Below are 17,577 nucleotides of genomic sequence, written 5' to 3'. Positions count from 1 at the left end.
CCCGTTCTTTGGTTGCGCTATCACCTGCGTAAGAATTGCGAAGGAATAGCCCAATGTCCGGCCACGGCACCCCCATCCCCATGACCTCCTCTAAATGTGGCCCTCTGATTGGCGAGGCTCATGTGCCCGGGGACAAATCGATTTCGCACCGGTCGCTTATCCTTGGGGCCATGGCGGTGGGCGAGACAAAGATCAGCGGATTGCTGGAAGGCGATGATGTGCTGGACACAGGTCGCGCCATGCAGGCCTTTGGGGCTGATGTGATTAACCATGGTGGCGGTAATTGGTCCGTGCACGGTGTGGGTGTTGGCGGGTTCATGGAACCTGAGGGTGTGATCGATTGTGGCAACTCTGGCACTGGCGTGCGTTTGATCATGGGGGCCATGGCCACTTGCGATATCACTGCTACTTTCACGGGCGATGCCTCGCTGAATGGACGTCCCATGGCGCGTGTGACTGATCCTTTGGCTCTATTTGGCACGCAGGCCTATGGGCGCAAAGGCGGTCGGTTGCCGATGACACTAGTAGGGGCAGCCACGCCGATCCCAGTTGAATATGCAACGCCGGTGCCTTCGGCACAGGTCAAGTCTGCGGTTTTGTTGGCCGGGCTCAATGCGCCGGGCGAAACGATCGTGATCGAGAAAGAAGCCACGCGGGACCATTCCGAGCGTATGTTAGCAGGCTTCGGCGCTGACATCAAAGTTGAGCAGACCAACGAGGGCCGCAAAATCACCCTGCAAGGGCGGCCAGAATTGAAACCGCAGACCATTCAGGTGCCGCGCGACCCGTCTTCGGCAGCATTTCCGGTCTGTGCAGCCCTTATCGTCGAAGGGTCTGACGTTTTGGTGCCTAATATTGGCCTGAACCCGACCCGTGCTGGATTGTTCGAGACCCTGCGCGATATGGGGGCAAACCTTGAGTACGAAAATCTTCGTGAAGAGGGTGGCGAGCCCGTGGCGGATCTGCGGGCCAAATACTCGCCGGATATGAAAGGCATCGATGTCCCGCCACACCGTGCGGCCAGCATGATTGATGAATACCCGGTGTTGTCTGTCGTTGCCAGTTTCGCGACAGGCACCACGATGATGACCGGTGTAAAAGAACTGCGTGTCAAAGAAAGCGACCGGATCGCGGCGATGGCAGATGGGCTAAGGGCCTGTGGCGTCACGGTCGAGGACGGCCCCGATTGGTGGTCTGTTGAGGGGCAAGGTCCGCAAGGTGTCAAAGGGGGTGCCACTTGCGCCAGCCACCTTGATCACCGGATCGCGATGAGTTTCATGGTCTGCGGTATGGCCACGCAAAACCCCGTCAGTGTTGATGACGGCACACCAATCACCACATCCTTCCCCATTTTTGAGGGTCTGATGGGCGATCTGGGTGCGAAACTGAGCAAGGAATAACGCCATGCCGCGCCCCCTTTTGATGCTCTTGGGTCTCACTGGTTTGGTGTTTCTGGCGCTGAATTACCTCAGCTATGTGGCGATACCACCCCATGCCAATGGGCAAACCCTGCTGGATCTCCGACCCTTGGGGTATTCGGTACAAACGGCACTGGATTGGGCCGCTGGTCTGACGGCTACCGGGCGCGACCTCTACCTTGGGCCGGTGACGTACTTCGATGCAGGTTTTATGGTGCTTTTGGCCGTGACAATTGCAGGGCTGGCGATGCACCTGACACCGTCTTGGACAGTGGCACGCATCGGGATCTGCGTATTTGCCGTTATTTACCTCTATGTGGACGTGCAGGAGGGATATCTGATCCGTCAGTTGGTGCTTTCTGAAGGGGGACAAGGGGCAGGGGCCTATGCGGCCATCGCCAGCCTGTCGACCAAGATCAAATTTGCCGCGGTTGCAGTGTGTCTGATCTGGCTGCTGGGTCTGTGGCGCAACCAAAGGATGGCCAAATGAAAACCGGTGGATGCTTGTGCGGCGCAGTAAAGTATTTTGTGACCGGCCAATTGCGCCCTGTTGTGGCCTGCCATTGCCAGCAATGCCGCAAAACAACGGGCCATCATGTGGCAGCAACATCGGCCAAGCGGGATACGATCACGATCAATGGCGAGGTTACGTGGTACAAGTCTTCTAAAACAGCGCGCCGCGGCTTTTGCGGCACCTGCGGGTCGAACCTGTTTTGGGATGGCCAAGGACAGAATCTGTCGATCATGGCGGGAACGTTAAACGGCCCCACTGGGTTGACCGTGGCCGGCCATATCTTTTGCGCAGATAAAGGGGATTACTACGAAATCGCCGATGGCACGCCGCAATCGGCGCAGGATAATCCAAATATGACCACTCAGGTTCTATGAGTTTTTGCGTCGCTATCGACGGGCCTGCCGCAGCCGGCAAGGGCACGATTTCCAAAGCTGTGGCAGCGCATTTCGGCTTTGCCCACCTTGATACTGGACTGCTCTACCGTGCAGTTGGCGCGAAAGTTCTGTTAGGGATGGATCCAGCCATGGCCGCATCTTCCTTGCGACCTGATGATCTGGCTGCAACGGATCTGCGCACGCCCGAAGTGGCGCAATCCGCCAGCCGTGTCGCAGTGATCCCTGAGGTCCGTGCCGCTTTGGTCCGGTTTCAACAGGAGTTTGCCGCCCAGGATACCGGCGCTGTTCTGGATGGGCGCGATATTGGAACCGTTATTTGCCCAGATGCAGATGTGAAACTGTTCGTGACCGCCAGTGCCGAGGTGCGCGCCAACCGACGTTTTGACGAATTGTCTGCCAAAGGCATGGCCGTGACCAAAGCGCAGGTTCTGGCGGATGTAAAAGAACGCGACGCACGCGACACCGACCGCGCAGAGGCCCCATTGAGGCCAGCCAAAGACGCGGTTTTAATCGACACGTCCGACCTTAGCATCAAGGACGCAGTTGCAGCCGCCATTGCCGCCATTTCCAAAGCGCAGGCCTGACACGTTACAACCTTTTAAGGAGGGCATCATGATCCAACGCGCACTCGGGGCCAATGGCCCGCAGGTCTCGGCCCTTGGGATTGGGGCGATGTCGTTCTCGAATTTCTACGGACCCACGGATGAGGCCGCGTCCCACGCAATCCTACATCGCGCGATGGAACTGGGGATCACCCAGATCGATACGGCCAATGTTTACGGCATGGGGGCATCGGAAACGGCTATTGGAACTTTCTTCAAAGCAAACCCTGAGGCCAAGGACCATTTCACGCTGGCCACCAAAGGGGCAATCACCCGTGCGCCAGAAGGTGGCAATCGGTTTGACAACTCCTTTGAACACCTCAGCACTGCCTTGGATGAAAGCCTCACCCGTTTGGGCGTGGAGGCTGTTGATCTGTATTACGTGCATCGCCGCGATGCGGATGTGCCGATCGAAGAGATTACAGGCACAATGGCGCGCCTTGTTGAGGCGGGTAAGATCAAATCCATCGGCTTTTCTGAGATAGCACCGACGACGTTGCGCCGCGCCGTGTCTGAACATCCTATCGCTGCCGTGCAGTCCGAATATTCGCTGCAAACCCGCTCGCCGGAACAGGGGCTTTTGCAAACCTGCGCCCATACTGGCACGGCCATGGTGGCCTTTTCGCCTGTGGGGCGCGGCCTGTTGACGGATCGACCACACAGTCGCGAAGCGGCCGCCACGATGCCGTTCCTCAAGGATAATCCACGCTTTCTAGAACCCAACCTCAGTGCCAACATCGCGGCCACCGAGCCCGCGCGCCGCTTGGCGGCAGATCATGGGACAAGTTTGGCCAGTCTGGCGATTGCATGGGTTTTGGCGCAGGGCGATAACATCCACGCTATTCCCGGCACACGGTCTGTGGCCCATTTGAATGAATTGTTCGACGGCGTCGCCTTGTCCCAGAATTCAGCCTTGATGGCCGCGCTTGAGACAATCCTGCCGGTAGGCTGGTGCCACGGCGAGCGCTATTCAGCAGCCCAATGGGTCGGACCAGAGAAGTACTGCTAAAGTAACGCTCCCCATTTTGCCTCGATCAGGGGTTTATAGGCCTCCCATTCGCTGGCGATCTTTTGATCAATGCCTTGGCGCACCTGCCATTTTGATAGGGTTGCCACAGCCCCGCCAGATGCAGGCGCAAGGCAGGCCTCTTCGAACTGTAAACCCAAACGCTTTAAGATTGCGCCTAATCCGCGTTCCGGCTGGTTTGAAAACTGGCTAAGGGCCAACGACATCCAGTTGCGTGGCCATGTCTTACGCCACGCGCTGGTAAGATCAGAACACAGATCGTGTTGCGCCAAACAATGAGCGAAATCATAGGAATAGGCGTGCCCATCCAGAAAGTCATGGCGGTAACAGGACCATACGGTTGCCAGCCGTGCACGGCTCATGTGTACAATTAGGGCATCGGGAAACATCATCGGAATAGCCCATGCCAACCAATAGTTTTCGGGCATTTTATCGACCAGAACCGGCGTGCTCCGGTCCGATGCACCTATTGCGTCCAAATAGGCGTCCCGAGCCGTTTCGAGACGTTCAGCGCTTAATCCCTTTAGGAATGTCATGGGCGAAACGCTTCCCTGATCATCGCGCATCGCAGCCCCAAGGGCTGTTTGTTCGCCAAGGTTAGTAATCTGCGAATGTGCACCCAAGGCAGCGGCCAGAACACTGGTGCCAGAGCGCGGCATCCCGATGATAAACACCATGCGCGGGGCAATGGGGGCCAGTTGTACCGGATCTGCGGCGGCAACTGCTGTGATCAATTGGGTTGCAGCCCCCCGCATTGCCACTGGATCATAGCGCGTGGATTTCAGATCATTGGCCTTAACCAACGTGGCAAATGCATCCTCAACACGGCCCAAATCGGCAAAACACTTGCCCAACATGAAATGCAGCTGGCTGCGCACCTCAACGGGCAGGCCGGTGAGGCCAACATATTCTTGCAATCGGGTAAAAACCGGATCATCCGCAGTTACCTTTGTCGCCGTCACATAGGCATTCAATCCGGCCACATTGCCCGGATCCACCGCAAAAATCTGCTCGCAAATTGCACGCGTGTGATCAAACGTGCCGTGCTCATTACTGGCACGGGCTGTACTGACAAGGTTTGAGATTGTCTTGCTCATGGCTTACTTTTAGCATTCCGTCCGCCCGCTTGGAACGCAAACAAGCAGGCTTAGACCCATAAAAGACCCAAAAACACGGCAAGAATTGATCGCCCTTGAGGCCTGCAGCCATTAGGCGGTCCGTAAAGGGCGAACAACAAAATCGCGTCATGTCATAGCGTGGATCGCGCCACAGACGCAGGCCTTCCTCATGTCGTACACATCTGTTTCAATGTCATGAATACTCCCGGCGACTTGGGCGCGGTACAAATCGCTATGGATACCATAGGTCATGATAGCCCGATATGTGCTGTTTGGGACGAAAATGCTGGGCATGGGTGGTGACCTTTGCATGAAAAATTGGGCCCGTTGGTCGGGGTCAAAGGGGCAGTGCGCAACATCTGCATGTCCGAGATTGGCGGATCAACATCCTAACACGGCGTCATAGTCGACGGGGTCGATGCAGACCGGAACACAAAGGCTTGGATCGGTATGTCGCAGGTAACCCGTTCAAAAACCACACTCACGGCCAGCATGCCATCTGGGCCGGCTTATTCATAGACCTCTTGAGCCGTGCTTCATTTTCAACCAGCCCTTGCCAAGCAGGGCCAAAGCCCCTAAAAGCGCCCTCGTTGAAGCGGCATCAAGTCCGTAAAGCAAAAGAGTTGAGCAGGGTCGGAAATTCCGGCCCTCTTTGTTTTACAAAACGGCCCGTGAAAACCAATGCAACCCAAAGACCGGCGGAGACAACCGCACGGCCAGAAACAAACACTAGTTAGGATAAACACGCCACATGGCTAACGTAACCATGGAGGAATTCGAAGCCCTCCTGCAAGAAAGCTTCGAAATCGACACACCCGAAGAGGGTTCTGTTGTCAAAGGCAAAGTCATCGCAATCGAAGCGGGCCAAGCCATCATCGACGTAGGCTACAAAATGGAAGGCCGCGTTGACATCAAAGAATTCGCAAATCCAGGCGAAGCCCCTGAAATCGCTGTAGGAGACGAAGTAGAAGTCTTCTTGCGCGCTGCGGAAAACTCCCGTGGCGAAGCTGTCATTTCCCGCGAAATGGCCCGCCGCGAAGAAGCTTGGGATCGCCTCGAAAAAGCATACGCAGACGAAGAGCGCGTCGAAGGCGCCATCTTTGGTCGCGTCAAAGGCGGCTTTACAGTCGATCTGGGCGGCGCAGTTGCGTTCCTTCCAGGGTCGCAAGTTGACGTACGTCCCGTGCGCGACGCAGGCCCGCTGATGAACATGAAGCAGCCGTTCCAAATTCTGAAAATGGACCGTCGTCGGGGCAACATCGTTGTATCGCGCCGTGCGATCCTCGAAGAATCACGTGCCGAACAGCGTGCCGAAGTTATTGGCAATCTGGCCGAAGGCGAAACAGTTGACGGTGTTGTTAAGAACATCACTGAATACGGTGCCTTCGTTGATCTGGGCGGTGTTGACGGGCTGTTGCACGTCACTGACATGGCATGGCGCCGTGTGAACCACCCAACAGAGATCCTCACAATCGGTGAGACGATCAAAGTTCAGGTCATCAAAATCAACAAAGAAACCCACCGTATCTCCTTGGGCATGAAACAGTTGCAAGAAGATCCATGGGATGCTGTTGCCGCCAAGTACACATTGGAATCGGTCCACATGGGCCGCGTGACCAACATCACCGACTACGGTGCATTTGTTGAGCTGGAACCAGGTGTTGAAGGTCTGGTGCACGTTTCTGAAATGTCTTGGACCAAGAAGAACGTTCACCCGGGCAAAATCGTGTCGACCTCTCAAGAAGTCGAAGTCATGGTTCTGGAAATCGACGGCACCAAGCGCCGCGTTTCCTTGGGTCTGAAACAGACACAGCGCAATCCATGGGAAGTCTTTGCAGAGCAGTTCCCAGTGGGCACAGAAGTTGAAGGTGAGGTTAAAAACATCACTGAATTCGGTCTGTTCATTGGTCTGGATGGCGACATCGACGGCATGGTTCACCTGTCCGACCTGACATGGGAAGGCCGCGGCGAAGATGTGATCGGCGATTACCGCAAAGGCGACATGGTGCAAGCCGTTGTCACCGAAGTGGACACCGACAAAGAGCGCATCAGCCTGTCTGTCAAAGCCTTGGGCGGCGACAAATTCGCAGAAGCGGTTGGCGGCGTGAAGCGCGGTTCGATCATCACTGTTGAAGTAACCTCAATCGAAGATGGCGGCGTTGAAGTTGAATACGAAGGCATGAAATCTTTCATCCGTCGTTCCGACCTCAGCCGTGACCGTGCCGAACAGCGCCCCGAGCGTTTCGGCGTCGGCGACAAAGTGGACGTACGCGTCACCAACGTGGACGCCAAAACGCGTCGCTTGGGTGTTTCCGTCAAAGCCCGCGAAATCGCAGAAGAAAAAGAAGCCGTGGAACAGTACGGTTCCTCCGACAGCGGCGCATCCTTGGGCGATATCCTCGGTGCAGCTCTGAAGGGCGACGAGTAATCGCGCAGCCTTCGGGCACTTAGAAATCCAAAGAAGGCCCCGCCATACCGGTGGGGCCTTCTTTGTTGAACGACAGGGCCACCTTGATATCCCAAAAATCGGCAAGCTCCGGACAAACGAGCGCCACAATACTCAGCCACGCTGTGGACATGATTTGGTTTATTTATCTTGCTTTGGTCTTGTTCCTGCTGCGAATGGTTTATCGCATGGGTCTGAAAAGTGTGACGGGGATTGCCCCCGCACTGCGTTGGGTAGCTGAGGCCAGCACCAGTTCCGAGGGTATTCAGGAAAGGGTTTTCCCTATGCTGGCCTATGTTGGATTACTCGGCATCTTGATCAAACTTACTTTGTTTTAAGAGGCTTAGATGACCCCAATCGAACGCATTCGGCAAAAAGAAGAACGGTTAGACACCGCCAAAAAGGCGCATCAGCAACCTAAAACTACGCGTAGTTTTCCGCGCAATGCAGGGAGTGTGACCCTATTGGCACTTGCCCTTTTACCGCTTGTCTTCAAAGCAATCCTCGATCCCAGTGCCCAGAATATTATGGGATATGGAGGGATTACCGCAGTCTTTGGTCTCGGTATCTTTGCAATTTCCGCAGGGCTCAACCAACAGGCGCGTTTTGACGAGGCAATGACCGCCAAAGCACCGCGTTTGCCCCTAAAGTCCCTTGGCGGCGCCATACTGGGACTGGCCTCTGCGGCATTAACAGTGTTCCAAGGTGGCGACTTTTTGCAAGCCATTTTGGTCCTTCTTGTGATGAGTTCCCTGTCTGTTGTTTGCTTTGGGCTGGATCCGAGATACGATAAAACTCACGCCTCCCAAGAGGCGCGCGACGCGCATAAACTTGATGAATTGTCTGGGCAAATCAGCACGGAACTTGCGCGGATAGACTTTGCCCTTAGGGGCCTTGATGCGCCTGTGATTGTTTCCAAGGCCACAGCTTTTGCGACTGCAGTGAACCGCCTCTTAGAAGCCATCGTTTTCGACCCGGAACGGGCCGCAAGCATGCGCAAATACACTGGCGTCTATTTGACTGCAGTGGGCGATGCCGCCGAACGGTTTGCTGGCGTCTACAGTGGATCTCACGATGCCTCTGCGCGGGAAGACTTTGCCGCACTCCTTAGCAAGTTAACCAGCGTTTACGACGGTAAAGCGCGTGAATATGCCTTGGCCGGGCGTGAAAAACTGGATGTCGAAATGAAGGTTCTCGACGGATATTTAGCTCGTAGGGCTCATGTGGCTTAAGCACAGCACTTTGCAAAACTCAAAATTTCCGTTGACCGACGGCCCGACTTGCCAGTAGTCAGACCTCGGAGACCCGAAAAATGACACTGTTTAAGCAAGCCTCAGTCAATGATCTGCACGCGTACGAACGCGGCGCAGTGCTTTGTGACGGCTTGTTAGTGGAGATTGGGACCCCTTAAACCCCTAAATTCATTCACTTTATTCCAAGCCGTCTCACCCCGAGGCGGCTTTTTTGGTTTTGGAGACCCCAAATGGAACTGATCATAGAAACATTGGAAGACGTTCTTCCGTATATCACCCCTGACACTGGGATCATTCACTCGGTCCATGATGGCTATAGTGTCATCAACTATGTGTTCACTGTGGATGAGACGTTTCAATCAGACATCGCGCGCGAATGTCGGGGGTTAAAGTTTGCGCCCGATGGCAGCCTGATCGCGCGGCCGTTCCACAAGTTCTTTAACCTTGGGGAAAAGCGGCCTGCGCAGGATGAGCCATGGGACAGTGCCCATGTGGTCTATGACAAGCTGGACGGGTCGATGATCCATCCGGCTATGGTCAAAGGCGAATTGTTGTTCATGACGCGGATGGGGATCACGGATCAGGCCAAACTGGCCTTCGCCCATGCAAGCGGCGGGGTCAAAGCGCTGTGCCGTGAGATGATCGCCGATGGCCATACGCCGGTGTTCGAGTTCACCTCGCCAGACAACAGGATCGTCGTGGCCTATCCGGACACAGCTCTGACCTTACTGGCTGTGCGGCACATCAGAACCGGCGCATATATGGCCCATGATCAGATGGCAGAACTTGCTAAATCCTACGGCGTACCTGTCGCGCAAACTTTCGAGGCTGTCACTGACGTGGCCGCATTCTGGGCCAAAGCGCGGGCGTTGGAAGAGGTAGAAGGCTATGTGGTTGCCTTTGAAAACGGCCACCGGTTGAAACTCAAGGCAGATGCCTACGCCCTTCGGCACAAAGCTATATCAGGGCTGGCCTATGAAAAGAACGTACTGGCTTGGGTTGCGCAAGAGGCTGTGGACGATGTGATCCCATTGCTTGGTCCCGAGGACGCGATCACGGTTTTGGGCTATCAAGGACAGGTTTTGCGCGCTTTGACCAGAATCGAAGCGGATTTGGCCACCTTTGTCGCCGACCACGCCGATCTGCCGCGAAAGGACTTTGCGATCAAGGCAAAGTCTGAGTTGGATCCAAAGCTGCAATCTGTGGCGTTCAGGGCTTTGGATGGTACGCCCATTTTCAAAAGCCTGATGGAAATGGTGGACCGGGCCAGCGGTTCGGACAGCAAGGTTGACGCCATCAGACCTTTGATCGGAATGACGTGGGTTCAACCGCAAGCCGCCGAATAGACAAAACCCCCGCCGCGCCAGTCCTGGATGCGGCGGGGGTATTTACATTACCTTTGCCCATGTGAAACCGTAAACCAACGGATTTTTCACTTCGATTGGGTGCCTTCCATGACAGATTTCCTGCTTCTCGCTTTCATTTTCCTCATCGCTGGTGTGATCGCTGTGCCAATTGCCTCGCGGCTTGGGCTTGGGTCCGTCCTTGGCTATTTGATCGCAGGGATCGTAATCAGCCCGATTTTGGCGATCCTCAGTGTCGACGTGGTCTCGATTCAGCATTTTGCCGAATTTGGCGTGGTGATGATGCTGTTTCTTGTAGGACTCGAACTAGAACCCAAAATGCTATGGTCCATGCGCGCGCGGCTCTTGGGACTTGGCGGTGGTCAAGTGGGGCTCACCACTGTGGCGGTGATGGCCGTGGCCATGGCGCTGGGGCAACCATGGACGATTGCGCTGGCCATTGGTCTTGTCATGGCCCTGTCCTCGACCGCTATCGTGTTGCAAACATTGGGGGAAAAGGGCCTGATGAAAAGTGACGGAGGGCAATCCAGCTTTTCCGTGCTGTTGTTCCAAGACATCGCAGTGATCCCGATGCTGGCCCTTGTGCCGCTGCTGGCAATGCCCGAATTGGTGGATGCCCTGTCCCATACGGCAGATCATGCCAGCGATCACGGGGACGACCATGGTGGTGATCACGGTGCTTCACTCAGTTTGGTGGATGGTTTGCCCGGATGGGGCGTGGCCCTTGTCACCCTCGGGGCGGTGGCCTTTGTGATCCTCGCAGGCTCGATGTTAACAGGTCCGATCTTCCGCTTTATTGCCGCCGCAAATCTGCGCGAGCTATTTGTTGCCACAGCCCTGATGATGGTGATCGGGATTGCCCTTTTGATGAGCCTTGTGGGCCTGTCGCCTGCTTTGGGCACCTTCCTTGCCGGTGTCGTGCTGGCAAACAGCGAATACAGACACGAATTGGAAAGTGATATCGACCCCTTTAAGGGGCTGCTTTTGGGCCTGTTCTTTATGACCGTGGGGGCAGGGATCAATTTCAGCCTCCTGCTGGATAATTTGGGTGCAATCGTTGGCCTGACCATCGGGCTGATGGCCCTAAAGGCGGCAGTTCTCTATATCCTCGCGATCATCTTCAAGATCCAAGGCATGGACAGGTGGCTGTTTGCGCTGGGCCTCGCGCAAGCAGGCGAGTTTGGCTTTGTGCTACTGTCTTTTACTGTAAGCAACGCCGTTATTCCGGGCGAGTTGGCGGACCAATTGCTGTTGATTGTGGCGCTGTCGATGCTGCTGACACCGGCGCTGTTCATCCTGTATGACAAGGTTATCGCCCCACGCTTTTCCGCCGCCGAAGAACGCGAGATGGATACCATCGAAGAGCATAGCGATATCATCATCGCAGGTCATGGCCGGGTTGGCGGCATTGTGGCGCGTGTCTTGCGTGGTGCGGGGCTCAGCCCGACAGTGATCGACTTTAGTTCCAAACAGCTTGAAATGCTCAAACGGTTCAACGTGCAGGCCTATTATGGCGATGCAACCCGACCTGATCTGTTGCATGCGGCGGGAATAGGCGATGCGAAACTGCTGGTGATTGCCATCGATGACAAAGACCAGATCACCGAACTTGTGAAATATGTCAGCAAACACCACCCCGATGTGCATATCATGGCCCGCGCCGTTGACCGGGTGCATGTCTATGACCTGTGGCATGCCGGATGCCGGGACATCATTCGCGACACATATGACAGCTCGTTGCGCATGGGACGTTCCGCGATCGAGGCTTTGGGCTATTCGCGTGATCAGGCAACGCGTATGGTTGCGACCTTTTCTGAAATGGATGCAGAAAGCATGTTCGTGGCCGCTGAACACCATGATCCAGCTGTCCCGACGTTGGAGAACCAAGCCTACCTTGACGCGGTCAATGCCGTACTTGGCGATTGGAACGAAAAACTGGAAAAGCGGATGAAAGCCATTATGGCCGAGCCGAAAAAGTAGAAAATCTGCGCTTATGAGGCCGCGCTATAGGGCAAGCGAGCCGCGCCGATTCGCAGTTGCTTTGGATGCTTTGGGCCTAGGGGCAACCTCTCTGAGTTGCCTAAGTGTCAGTCACACTTGACAGATTCGCGCGCAAACTGCGTGTTTATGAAAAAAGCGTCCAAAAAGGCGGTGCCAGATTTAAGCTATATGTTTCCACCCTTCAAAATCCGGCTATAGTGCAAGAACGTAAAAAAGCCGCAGCCATAGTGGTATGACAAAAACTCAGTCCTGGGGGATAGAGACCATGATCAGATCTGAACTGATCCAAAAGATCGCCGACGAAAACCCGCATCTCTACCAAAGAGACGTTGAAAAAATCGTCAACACGATCTTTGACGAGATTACCAACGCAATGTCTGAAGGCGACCGTGTTGAACTGCGTGGTTTTGGCGCGTTTTCGGTGAAAAAGCGTGATGCACGCACAGGCCGCAATCCGCGCACTGGCGAGGCAGTCAGCGTTGACGAGAAACACGTGCCGTTCTTTAAGACTGGGAAACTTTTGCGGGATCGTTTGAACGGAGCGGAATAAAATATGCGGTATTTGCGGTATTTGGTATGGGGCGTGATCGGTGTTGCCCTTGTGGTGATTGCTTTGGCGAACCGCCAAGTTGTGACGTTAAAGCTGTTGCCAGCGGAACTGGCTGACTTGGCTGGAATTTCGTTCTCAATCGATGTGCCGCTTTATGTGGTGATGTTTGCTGGCATCGCAATTGGCGTCTTGCTTGGCTTTGTTTGGGAATGGCTGCGCGAACACAAACACCGCTCGCAGGCCAGCAAATCCACTAAACAAGTGGCAAGGCTGGAACGGGAAGTCACCCGTTTGAAAGGTGAAAAGCACGAAGGCAAAGATGAAGTGCTTGCCCTGCTTGAGAACTAGCCAAACGCGCGCTAAGTCTCGCGTATGACATCAAACATTCGAACCAAAATTTGCGGGATTACAACGCCCGATGCCTTGCAGGCCGCAGCAACCGCCGGGGCCTCTTATGTGGGGTTTGTCTTCTTTGAAAAATCCCCTCGCAATATTGGCCTTTCGGATGCGGCAGCTTTAGCCGTTGAAGCACCCATCGGTGTGGCTAAAGTGGCCTTGGTCGTGAACCCAACCGATGCAGACCTTGATGCGCTGACCGCTACCGTGCCGTTGGATGTAATCCAGCTACATGGCTCCGAAAGCCCCGAGCGGGTGGCGCAGGTCAAAACGCGCACAGGCCTGCCTGTGATGAAGGCTGTCGGCGTGGCGGATGTAACCGATCTGGCTGCCATCGATATCTATTCCGAAGTGGCCGATCAGTTACTGATCGACGCCAAGCCGCCCAAAGGCGCCGATTTGCCCGGTGGCAATGGTTTGGCTTTTGATTGGCAGTTGCTTGCAGGGCGCAAATACTGGACAAAGCCGTGGATGCTGGCCGGGGGGCTGAGCCCTGACAATGTGGCCCAAGCGGTGATGCGCACTGGCGCAAAACAAGTGGATGTAAGCTCGGGCGTGGAAAGCGCGCCGGGGGTAAAAGACAATGACAAAATTGCCGCCTTCGTGCGCGCAGCGAAGGGATAACCGATGAACGAATTATTCAACAGCTTTATGACGGGCCCCGATGAAAACGGGCGCTTTGGTGATTTTGGTGGGCGCTTTGTGTCCGAGACATTGATGCCGCTGATCCTTGAGTTGGAAGAGCAGTATGAGCATGCCAAAACCGACGCCAGTTTCTGGGCCGAGATGGACGATCTCTGGGCCAATTATGTGGGCCGTCCGTCGCCTTTGTACCATGCTGAACGGCTGACCGAGGAACTTGGCGGCGCCAAGATCTATATGAAGCGCGACGAGCTGAACCACACCGGTGCGCACAAGATCAACAACGTGTTGGGTCAGATTATTCTGGCCCGCCGTATGGGCAAAACACGGATCATCGCGGAAACAGGTGCGGGTCAGCACGGGGTGGCCACTGCAACCGTTTGTGCCAAGTTTGGCCTGAAATGCGTTGTTTATATGGGCGCGCATGATGTTGAACGCCAAGCACCCAATGTGTTCCGCATGCGCCTGTTGGGGGCCGAGATTGTGCCGGTCACCTCTGGTCGTGGCACGCTGAAGGACGCTATGAATGACGCCCTGCGCGATTGGGTGACCAATGTGCGTGACACGTTCTATTGCATCGGCACCGTGGCAGGCCCGCACCCTTATCCGGCTATGGTTCGCGATTTCCAAGCGATCATCGGCAAGGAAGCCAAGGAACAGATGATGGCCGCCGAAGGCCGTTTGCCCGACACGATCATTGCCGCCATCGGTGGTGGGTCGAACGCGATGGGTCTGTTCTTTCCGTTCTTAGATGACAAAGACGTTGATATCATCGGCGTTGAGGCAGGCGGCAAAGGCGTAAACGAGAAGATGGAGCACTGCGCTTCCCTCACCGGTGGCCGTCCCGGCGTGCTGCACGGCAACCGGACTTATTTGTTGCAGGATGACGATGGTCAGATCCTCGAAGGCTTTAGCATTTCCGCAGGCCTTGACTATCCGGGCATCGGTCCCGAACACGCATGGCTGCACGAAATTGGCCGCGCGCAATATGTCTCGATCACGGATGTTGAGGCGCTTGAAGCGTTCCAGAAATGTTGCCAGTTGGAAGGTATCATTCCTGCGCTCGAGCCATCGCACGCCTTGGCCCATGTAATGAAAATCGCACCGACCCTGCCCAAAGACCACATCATCATTATGAACATGTGCGGACGCGGCGACAAAGACATCTTTACTGTCGCCAAAGCCCTTGGTTTTGAAATGGGTGAGTTCGCCTAAAGCAGTTTAGCAGGCCGTCCGTTACGTCGCGACGGCCTTTGCTTTCAAAGCCTCCAGCGGCACCACGTCGAGGGCGCGTTGATGTGTGGCGGCTAGGTTGACCTCGGGTGCACAGCCTTCCTCATAGGCTTGCAGGAACCGGCCAGCGCAGAGGCACCATTGATCGCCGGGGTTCAGGCCGGGAAAGCCGTACTCGGGGCGTGGTGTGCTCAGATCATTGCCCACATATTTCGAGAAGGCGAGAAATTCAGCCGTGAGGATCGCGCAAACGGTGTGGCTGCCTTGGTCCATTGCATTGGTATCGCAGCATCCGGTGCGGAAAAATCCGGTGACTGGATCGTGGCTGCAATCTGCCAACGGTTCGCCTAAGACATTGATTGACGGTTCCTTTTCCATCAGGCGAGGTCTTTGTGGCTGCCGTCGCACAGCGGTGCGTTGCCGGTCTGTTTACAGCCGCAAAAGAACACTTTGTGATCCTCGTCAGCGGTATATTTCAATGGGGCAAAGCCGCTGCCTTTGTGGGAGCCGTCGCAAAAGGGCTGGCTGGCGGATTGCCCGCAACTGCACCAGAAATAGGATTTTCCGGCTTCAACCTCCACAGGGATCGGGTTCGGCTGGGCGATTTTCGGTGCGTCGGTCATAGCATGTCTCCTTCGAGCCAAAGATAGCTCAGCATGACGGCCTGACCAGCTATTGCAAGGCGGCAATAGCGCGGAACATTTCGATATCTTCCCGTGCGCGACCCTGCTCGCGAAAGCGGCGATCGGCGGAGGTCAATACGACGACTACATCGGTGGCTTCATCGATATAGATGTATTGGCCGTAAACCCCGCGGGCAAAATATTCGCGTGGGGTTGCGTCCGAGGCCATCCACCACTGATACCCATATTGCGTTGTTCCGGGGGCGGTTTTAGCTGAGGGGGTTGTGCTTTCGACAATCCAATCGTTGGGCACAATTTGCTGTCCATTCCATGCTCCACCGTTTGCGATCATCAAGCCAAAGCGGGCATAATCCCGTGTGGTGGTGTTGAGGCCACCCAGCACAAATGCCACTTCATAGCCATCGGTAAGGTAGTAGCTGTCCGCCTCCGGGCCCAAAGGGATCAGGATTTTTTCAGCGACCATTGTGGCGACGCTTTGACCCGTGGCTGCGCGCAACACCATGCCCAGGATGTGGGTATCGATCGAGGTATATTTCCAGCCAACCCCCGGTGCCTGAAAGCTGCCAGTGACCGAGGTTGCGAATTCATCCATGGATCCGCCCAAAGCCAAGGTGCGGCCCATCTTGTTGATATCACTGGATTGATCCAAGTAGTCTTCGTTAAAAATCGCTCCGCTAGACATCTGCAACACGTCTTTCAAGGTGGCATCCGCATAGGCTGAGCCTGCAAGGGCAGGGACGTAATCAACCACTGCCACGTCGACGCTGGGCAAAGCACCTTCAGCGATCAAGATGCCCGTAAGCACCGACAGGTAACTCTTGGCCACGGACCATGATATGCGACGATCCTGCGCTGTCGTGCCCAAAAAGTAGCTCTCATGGGTGACATTGCCTGCCTTAGTGACAAGCAGGGATGTCGCTTGGCGGTCTTCTAACCAGGCGGCAGCGTCCGGCGGCAAAGGCACGTCTGTTCCTGTTGGCAGGGCAGAAATGGGGCCATCCCCGCGCGGCATATCCGTATAAAGAAACGCCCCGCGCATATTAATGAAATTGCCGACGATGTTGTCTTGGGTAAACAAGGTGCGCACGGCGGCGACGCGAACCAATTCCTCGCGTTTCCAAATACCTATGGCCGCAGCGATGATCGCCAGAACCAAGAGCAATCGCAGCAGTTTACCTAATAATTTCATGGCTTTTCCCCCTCAAAGGTCACCCTCCCATCCACTGCAGGCCTAGGCAACTGCGACCTAGCGGAACTTGTCTGCCAGTTTTTGCAGCGTTGTGCGGGTGTCTACGGGTTCTGATTCTGGCGCGCTCGGCTTGGGTACAGGTTTTTGTGCCGTAGTCTTCGACGACCGCGGCGGCGCTGCGCGTAGGGCCACAGCATTCATAAACCGCCCCGCGTCACCCTTGGCCAATTCTGGTGCACCGTCGGAACAGCCCCGGATCACATCGTCCAGCCAGCCTTGATCGGCCTTTGGAAAATCACGCAGCACATAACCGGGTACGGCATCCTTGTGACCGGGATGCCCTACGCCCATGCGCACACGATCATAGTGAGGGCCGATGTGTTGATGAATTGATCGCAACCCATTATGGCCCGCATGCCCACCACCGGATTTGACCCGGCATTTTGCGGGGGCCAGATCAATTTCGTCGTGGAATACCGTAATATCCGTGCTGTCGAGTTTGTAAAACCGCATGGCTTCACCAACTGATTGGCCAGATTTGTTCATAAACGTCGCGGGTTTGAGCAAAATAACCTTTTCGCCCCCCAAAACGCCTTCGGTCACGTTCCCTTGGAACTTGGATCGCCAGGCCGCAAAGCCATGATCCGAGGCAATTGAATCGAGGGCCATAAATCCGATGTTATGACGGTTCTGGGCGTATTTCGCGCCGGGATTTCCAAGACCAACAAAAAGTTTCATGGGTAATTCTGTAACACGCAGATCTGCCAAGGCCCAGTGATGAACAG

The 17,577-nt window shown here is 55.4% G+C and carries 20 protein-coding genes; 14 read left to right on the top strand and 6 right to left on the bottom strand.

Features of this window, described 5'->3' with window-relative positions; all coding sequences use genetic code 11:
- Positions 1–53: 53 nt before the first annotated feature.
- Genes aroA through ACIRQ6_RS12885 form a run of 5 tightly spaced genes read left to right on the top strand, consistent with a single transcriptional unit; the run spans position 54 to position 3,938 of the window.
- Positions 54–1,400: a 3-phosphoshikimate 1-carboxyvinyltransferase gene (aroA, locus tag ACIRQ6_RS12905; protein WP_420861012.1), complete on the top strand. Its 1,347-nt coding sequence runs from the start codon at positions 54–56 to the stop codon at positions 1,398–1,400.
- A 4-nt stretch (positions 1,401–1,404) separates the two neighbouring features.
- The gene (locus ACIRQ6_RS12900) at positions 1,405–1,908 is read left to right on the top strand and encodes a hypothetical protein (protein ID WP_420861011.1); all 504 of its coding nucleotides are present in this window, start codon (positions 1,405–1,407) and stop codon (positions 1,906–1,908) included.
- On the top strand, positions 1,905–2,306 hold the full coding sequence (locus ACIRQ6_RS12895) for a GFA family protein (RefSeq protein WP_420861010.1): 402 nt from the start codon (positions 1,905–1,907) through the stop codon (positions 2,304–2,306). The genes ACIRQ6_RS12900 and ACIRQ6_RS12895 overlap by 4 nt, the downstream gene beginning before the upstream one ends.
- Positions 2,303–2,911 (top strand): (d)CMP kinase, encoded by a 609-nt coding sequence (cmk, locus tag ACIRQ6_RS12890; RefSeq protein WP_420861009.1) that lies wholly within the window; start codon positions 2,303–2,305, stop codon positions 2,909–2,911. Before ACIRQ6_RS12895 ends, cmk begins: the two co-directional genes overlap by 4 nt.
- A gap of 28 nt (positions 2,912–2,939) precedes the next feature.
- Entirely contained in the window at positions 2,940–3,938 is a 999-nt protein-coding gene (locus ACIRQ6_RS12885; RefSeq protein WP_420861008.1) for an aldo/keto reductase, read from the top strand.
- Here ACIRQ6_RS12885 and ACIRQ6_RS12880 read toward each other — a convergent pair.
- Positions 3,935–5,053: a sulfotransferase family protein gene (locus tag ACIRQ6_RS12880; protein ID WP_420861007.1), complete on the bottom strand. Its 1,119-nt coding sequence runs from the start codon at positions 5,051–5,053 to the stop codon at positions 3,935–3,937. The two genes, ACIRQ6_RS12885 and ACIRQ6_RS12880, sit on opposite strands and share 4 nt — an antisense overlap.
- A gap of 772 nt (positions 5,054–5,825) precedes the next feature.
- Here ACIRQ6_RS12880 and rpsA point away from each other — a divergent pair.
- On the top strand, positions 5,826–7,502 hold the full coding sequence (gene rpsA, locus ACIRQ6_RS12875; protein WP_420861006.1) for a 30S ribosomal protein S1: 1,677 nt from the start codon (positions 5,826–5,828) through the stop codon (positions 7,500–7,502).
- Positions 7,503–7,521: 19 nt separating this feature from the next.
- Here the strand turns inward: rpsA and ACIRQ6_RS12870 are convergent, their stop codons facing one another.
- Complete coding sequence (locus ACIRQ6_RS12870; protein ID WP_420861005.1) at positions 7,522–7,653, bottom strand: hypothetical protein; 132 nt, start codon at positions 7,651–7,653, stop codon at positions 7,522–7,524.
- On the opposite strand from ACIRQ6_RS12870, the gene ACIRQ6_RS12865 reads away from it, so the two are divergent.
- The 8 genes from ACIRQ6_RS12865 to trpB all read left to right on the top strand — a co-directional run bounded on the left by ACIRQ6_RS12865 (position 7,652) and on the right by trpB (position 14,941).
- Entirely contained in the window at positions 7,652–7,858 is a 207-nt protein-coding gene (locus tag ACIRQ6_RS12865; protein WP_420861004.1) for a hypothetical protein, read from the top strand. The genes ACIRQ6_RS12870 and ACIRQ6_RS12865 overlap by 2 nt on opposite strands.
- A gap of 9 nt (positions 7,859–7,867) precedes the next feature.
- The gene (locus ACIRQ6_RS12860; RefSeq protein WP_420861003.1) at positions 7,868–8,752 is read left to right on the top strand and encodes a hypothetical protein; all 885 of its coding nucleotides are present in this window, start codon (positions 7,868–7,870) and stop codon (positions 8,750–8,752) included.
- Positions 8,753–9,003: 251 nt separating this feature from the next.
- On the top strand, positions 9,004–10,119 hold the full coding sequence (locus tag ACIRQ6_RS12855; RefSeq protein ID WP_420861002.1) for an RNA ligase: 1,116 nt from the start codon (positions 9,004–9,006) through the stop codon (positions 10,117–10,119).
- A 108-nt stretch (positions 10,120–10,227) separates the two neighbouring features.
- The gene (locus ACIRQ6_RS12850) at positions 10,228–12,117 is read left to right on the top strand and encodes a cation:proton antiporter (RefSeq protein ID WP_420861001.1); all 1,890 of its coding nucleotides are present in this window, start codon (positions 10,228–10,230) and stop codon (positions 12,115–12,117) included.
- A 286-nt stretch (positions 12,118–12,403) separates the two neighbouring features.
- Positions 12,404–12,688, top strand: a complete 285-nt coding sequence (ihfB, locus tag ACIRQ6_RS12845; protein ID WP_420861000.1) for an integration host factor subunit beta — start codon at positions 12,404–12,406, stop codon at positions 12,686–12,688.
- Between the two features lie 3 nt (positions 12,689–12,691).
- Positions 12,692–13,036: a LapA family protein gene (locus tag ACIRQ6_RS12840; RefSeq protein WP_420860999.1), complete on the top strand. Its 345-nt coding sequence runs from the start codon at positions 12,692–12,694 to the stop codon at positions 13,034–13,036.
- Between the two features lie 24 nt (positions 13,037–13,060).
- A complete protein-coding gene (locus tag ACIRQ6_RS12835) occupies positions 13,061–13,708 on the top strand; it encodes a phosphoribosylanthranilate isomerase (RefSeq protein ID WP_420860998.1) in 648 nt (215 codons plus the stop codon).
- Between the two features lie 3 nt (positions 13,709–13,711).
- The gene (gene trpB / locus ACIRQ6_RS12830; protein ID WP_420860997.1) at positions 13,712–14,941 is read left to right on the top strand and encodes a tryptophan synthase subunit beta; all 1,230 of its coding nucleotides are present in this window, start codon (positions 13,712–13,714) and stop codon (positions 14,939–14,941) included.
- Between the two features lie 21 nt (positions 14,942–14,962).
- Here the strand turns inward: trpB and ACIRQ6_RS12825 are convergent, their stop codons facing one another.
- From ACIRQ6_RS12825 to pth, 4 genes are read right to left on the bottom strand one after another with little or no spacing between them, the layout of a single operon-like run.
- A complete protein-coding gene (locus ACIRQ6_RS12825) occupies positions 14,963–15,337 on the bottom strand; it encodes a DUF2237 family protein (protein ID WP_420860996.1) in 375 nt (124 codons plus the stop codon).
- Entirely contained in the window at positions 15,337–15,582 is a 246-nt protein-coding gene (locus ACIRQ6_RS12820) for a CDGSH iron-sulfur domain-containing protein (RefSeq protein ID WP_420860995.1), read from the bottom strand. The genes ACIRQ6_RS12825 and ACIRQ6_RS12820 overlap by 1 nt, the downstream gene beginning before the upstream one ends.
- A 49-nt stretch (positions 15,583–15,631) precedes the next feature.
- Complete coding sequence (locus ACIRQ6_RS12815; RefSeq protein WP_420860994.1) at positions 15,632–16,792, bottom strand: serine hydrolase domain-containing protein; 1,161 nt, start codon at positions 16,790–16,792, stop codon at positions 15,632–15,634.
- Between the two features lie 57 nt (positions 16,793–16,849).
- Positions 16,850–17,530 (bottom strand): aminoacyl-tRNA hydrolase, encoded by a 681-nt coding sequence (pth, locus tag ACIRQ6_RS12810; RefSeq protein ID WP_420860993.1) that lies wholly within the window; start codon positions 17,528–17,530, stop codon positions 16,850–16,852.
- Positions 17,531–17,577 lie beyond the last annotated feature (47 nt).

It is taken from the genome of Algirhabdus cladophorae (assembly GCF_044772865.1).
Classification (GTDB): domain Bacteria; phylum Pseudomonadota; class Alphaproteobacteria; order Rhodobacterales; family Rhodobacteraceae; genus Algirhabdus; species Algirhabdus cladophorae.
Note: the sequence above shows the minus strand (reverse complement) of the source record. Positions and strands in the feature narration are given on the sequence as shown.

What these genes read in the sequence shown, in the direction of transcription:
- ACIRQ6_RS12885 (WP_420861008.1), top strand. Translation starts at nt 2,940, where the DNA reads ATGATCCAACGCGCACTCGGGGCCAATGGCCCGCAGGTCTCGGCCCTT.
- pth (WP_420860993.1), bottom strand. Translation starts at nt 17,530, where the DNA reads ATGAAACTTTTTGTTGGTCTTGGAAATCCCGGCGCGAAATACGCCCAG.
- ACIRQ6_RS12840 (WP_420860999.1), top strand. Translation starts at nt 12,692, where the DNA reads ATGCGGTATTTGCGGTATTTGGTATGGGGCGTGATCGGTGTTGCCCTT.
- aroA (WP_420861012.1), top strand. Translation starts at nt 54, where the DNA reads ATGTCCGGCCACGGCACCCCCATCCCCATGACCTCCTCTAAATGTGGC.
- trpB (WP_420860997.1), top strand. Translation starts at nt 13,712, where the DNA reads ATGAACGAATTATTCAACAGCTTTATGACGGGCCCCGATGAAAACGGG.
- ACIRQ6_RS12880 (WP_420861007.1), bottom strand. Translation starts at nt 5,053, where the DNA reads ATGAGCAAGACAATCTCAAACCTTGTCAGTACAGCCCGTGCCAGTAAT.
- ACIRQ6_RS12870 (WP_420861005.1), bottom strand. Translation starts at nt 7,653, where the DNA reads ATGTCCACAGCGTGGCTGAGTATTGTGGCGCTCGTTTGTCCGGAGCTT.
- ihfB (WP_420861000.1), top strand. Translation starts at nt 12,404, where the DNA reads ATGATCAGATCTGAACTGATCCAAAAGATCGCCGACGAAAACCCGCAT.
- ACIRQ6_RS12865 (WP_420861004.1), top strand. Translation starts at nt 7,652, where the DNA reads ATGATTTGGTTTATTTATCTTGCTTTGGTCTTGTTCCTGCTGCGAATG.
- ACIRQ6_RS12860 (WP_420861003.1), top strand. Translation starts at nt 7,868, where the DNA reads ATGACCCCAATCGAACGCATTCGGCAAAAAGAAGAACGGTTAGACACC.
- ACIRQ6_RS12855 (WP_420861002.1), top strand. Translation starts at nt 9,004, where the DNA reads ATGGAACTGATCATAGAAACATTGGAAGACGTTCTTCCGTATATCACC.
- rpsA (WP_420861006.1), top strand. Translation starts at nt 5,826, where the DNA reads ATGGCTAACGTAACCATGGAGGAATTCGAAGCCCTCCTGCAAGAAAGC.
- ACIRQ6_RS12850 (WP_420861001.1), top strand. Translation starts at nt 10,228, where the DNA reads ATGACAGATTTCCTGCTTCTCGCTTTCATTTTCCTCATCGCTGGTGTG.
- ACIRQ6_RS12895 (WP_420861010.1), top strand. Translation starts at nt 1,905, where the DNA reads ATGAAAACCGGTGGATGCTTGTGCGGCGCAGTAAAGTATTTTGTGACC.
- ACIRQ6_RS12825 (WP_420860996.1), bottom strand. Translation starts at nt 15,337, where the DNA reads ATGGAAAAGGAACCGTCAATCAATGTCTTAGGCGAACCGTTGGCAGAT.
- ACIRQ6_RS12900 (WP_420861011.1), top strand. Translation starts at nt 1,405, where the DNA reads ATGCCGCGCCCCCTTTTGATGCTCTTGGGTCTCACTGGTTTGGTGTTT.
- cmk (WP_420861009.1), top strand. Translation starts at nt 2,303, where the DNA reads ATGAGTTTTTGCGTCGCTATCGACGGGCCTGCCGCAGCCGGCAAGGGC.
- ACIRQ6_RS12820 (WP_420860995.1), bottom strand. Translation starts at nt 15,582, where the DNA reads ATGACCGACGCACCGAAAATCGCCCAGCCGAACCCGATCCCTGTGGAG.
- ACIRQ6_RS12835 (WP_420860998.1), top strand. Translation starts at nt 13,061, where the DNA reads ATGACATCAAACATTCGAACCAAAATTTGCGGGATTACAACGCCCGAT.
- ACIRQ6_RS12815 (WP_420860994.1), bottom strand. Translation starts at nt 16,792, where the DNA reads ATGAAATTATTAGGTAAACTGCTGCGATTGCTCTTGGTTCTGGCGATC.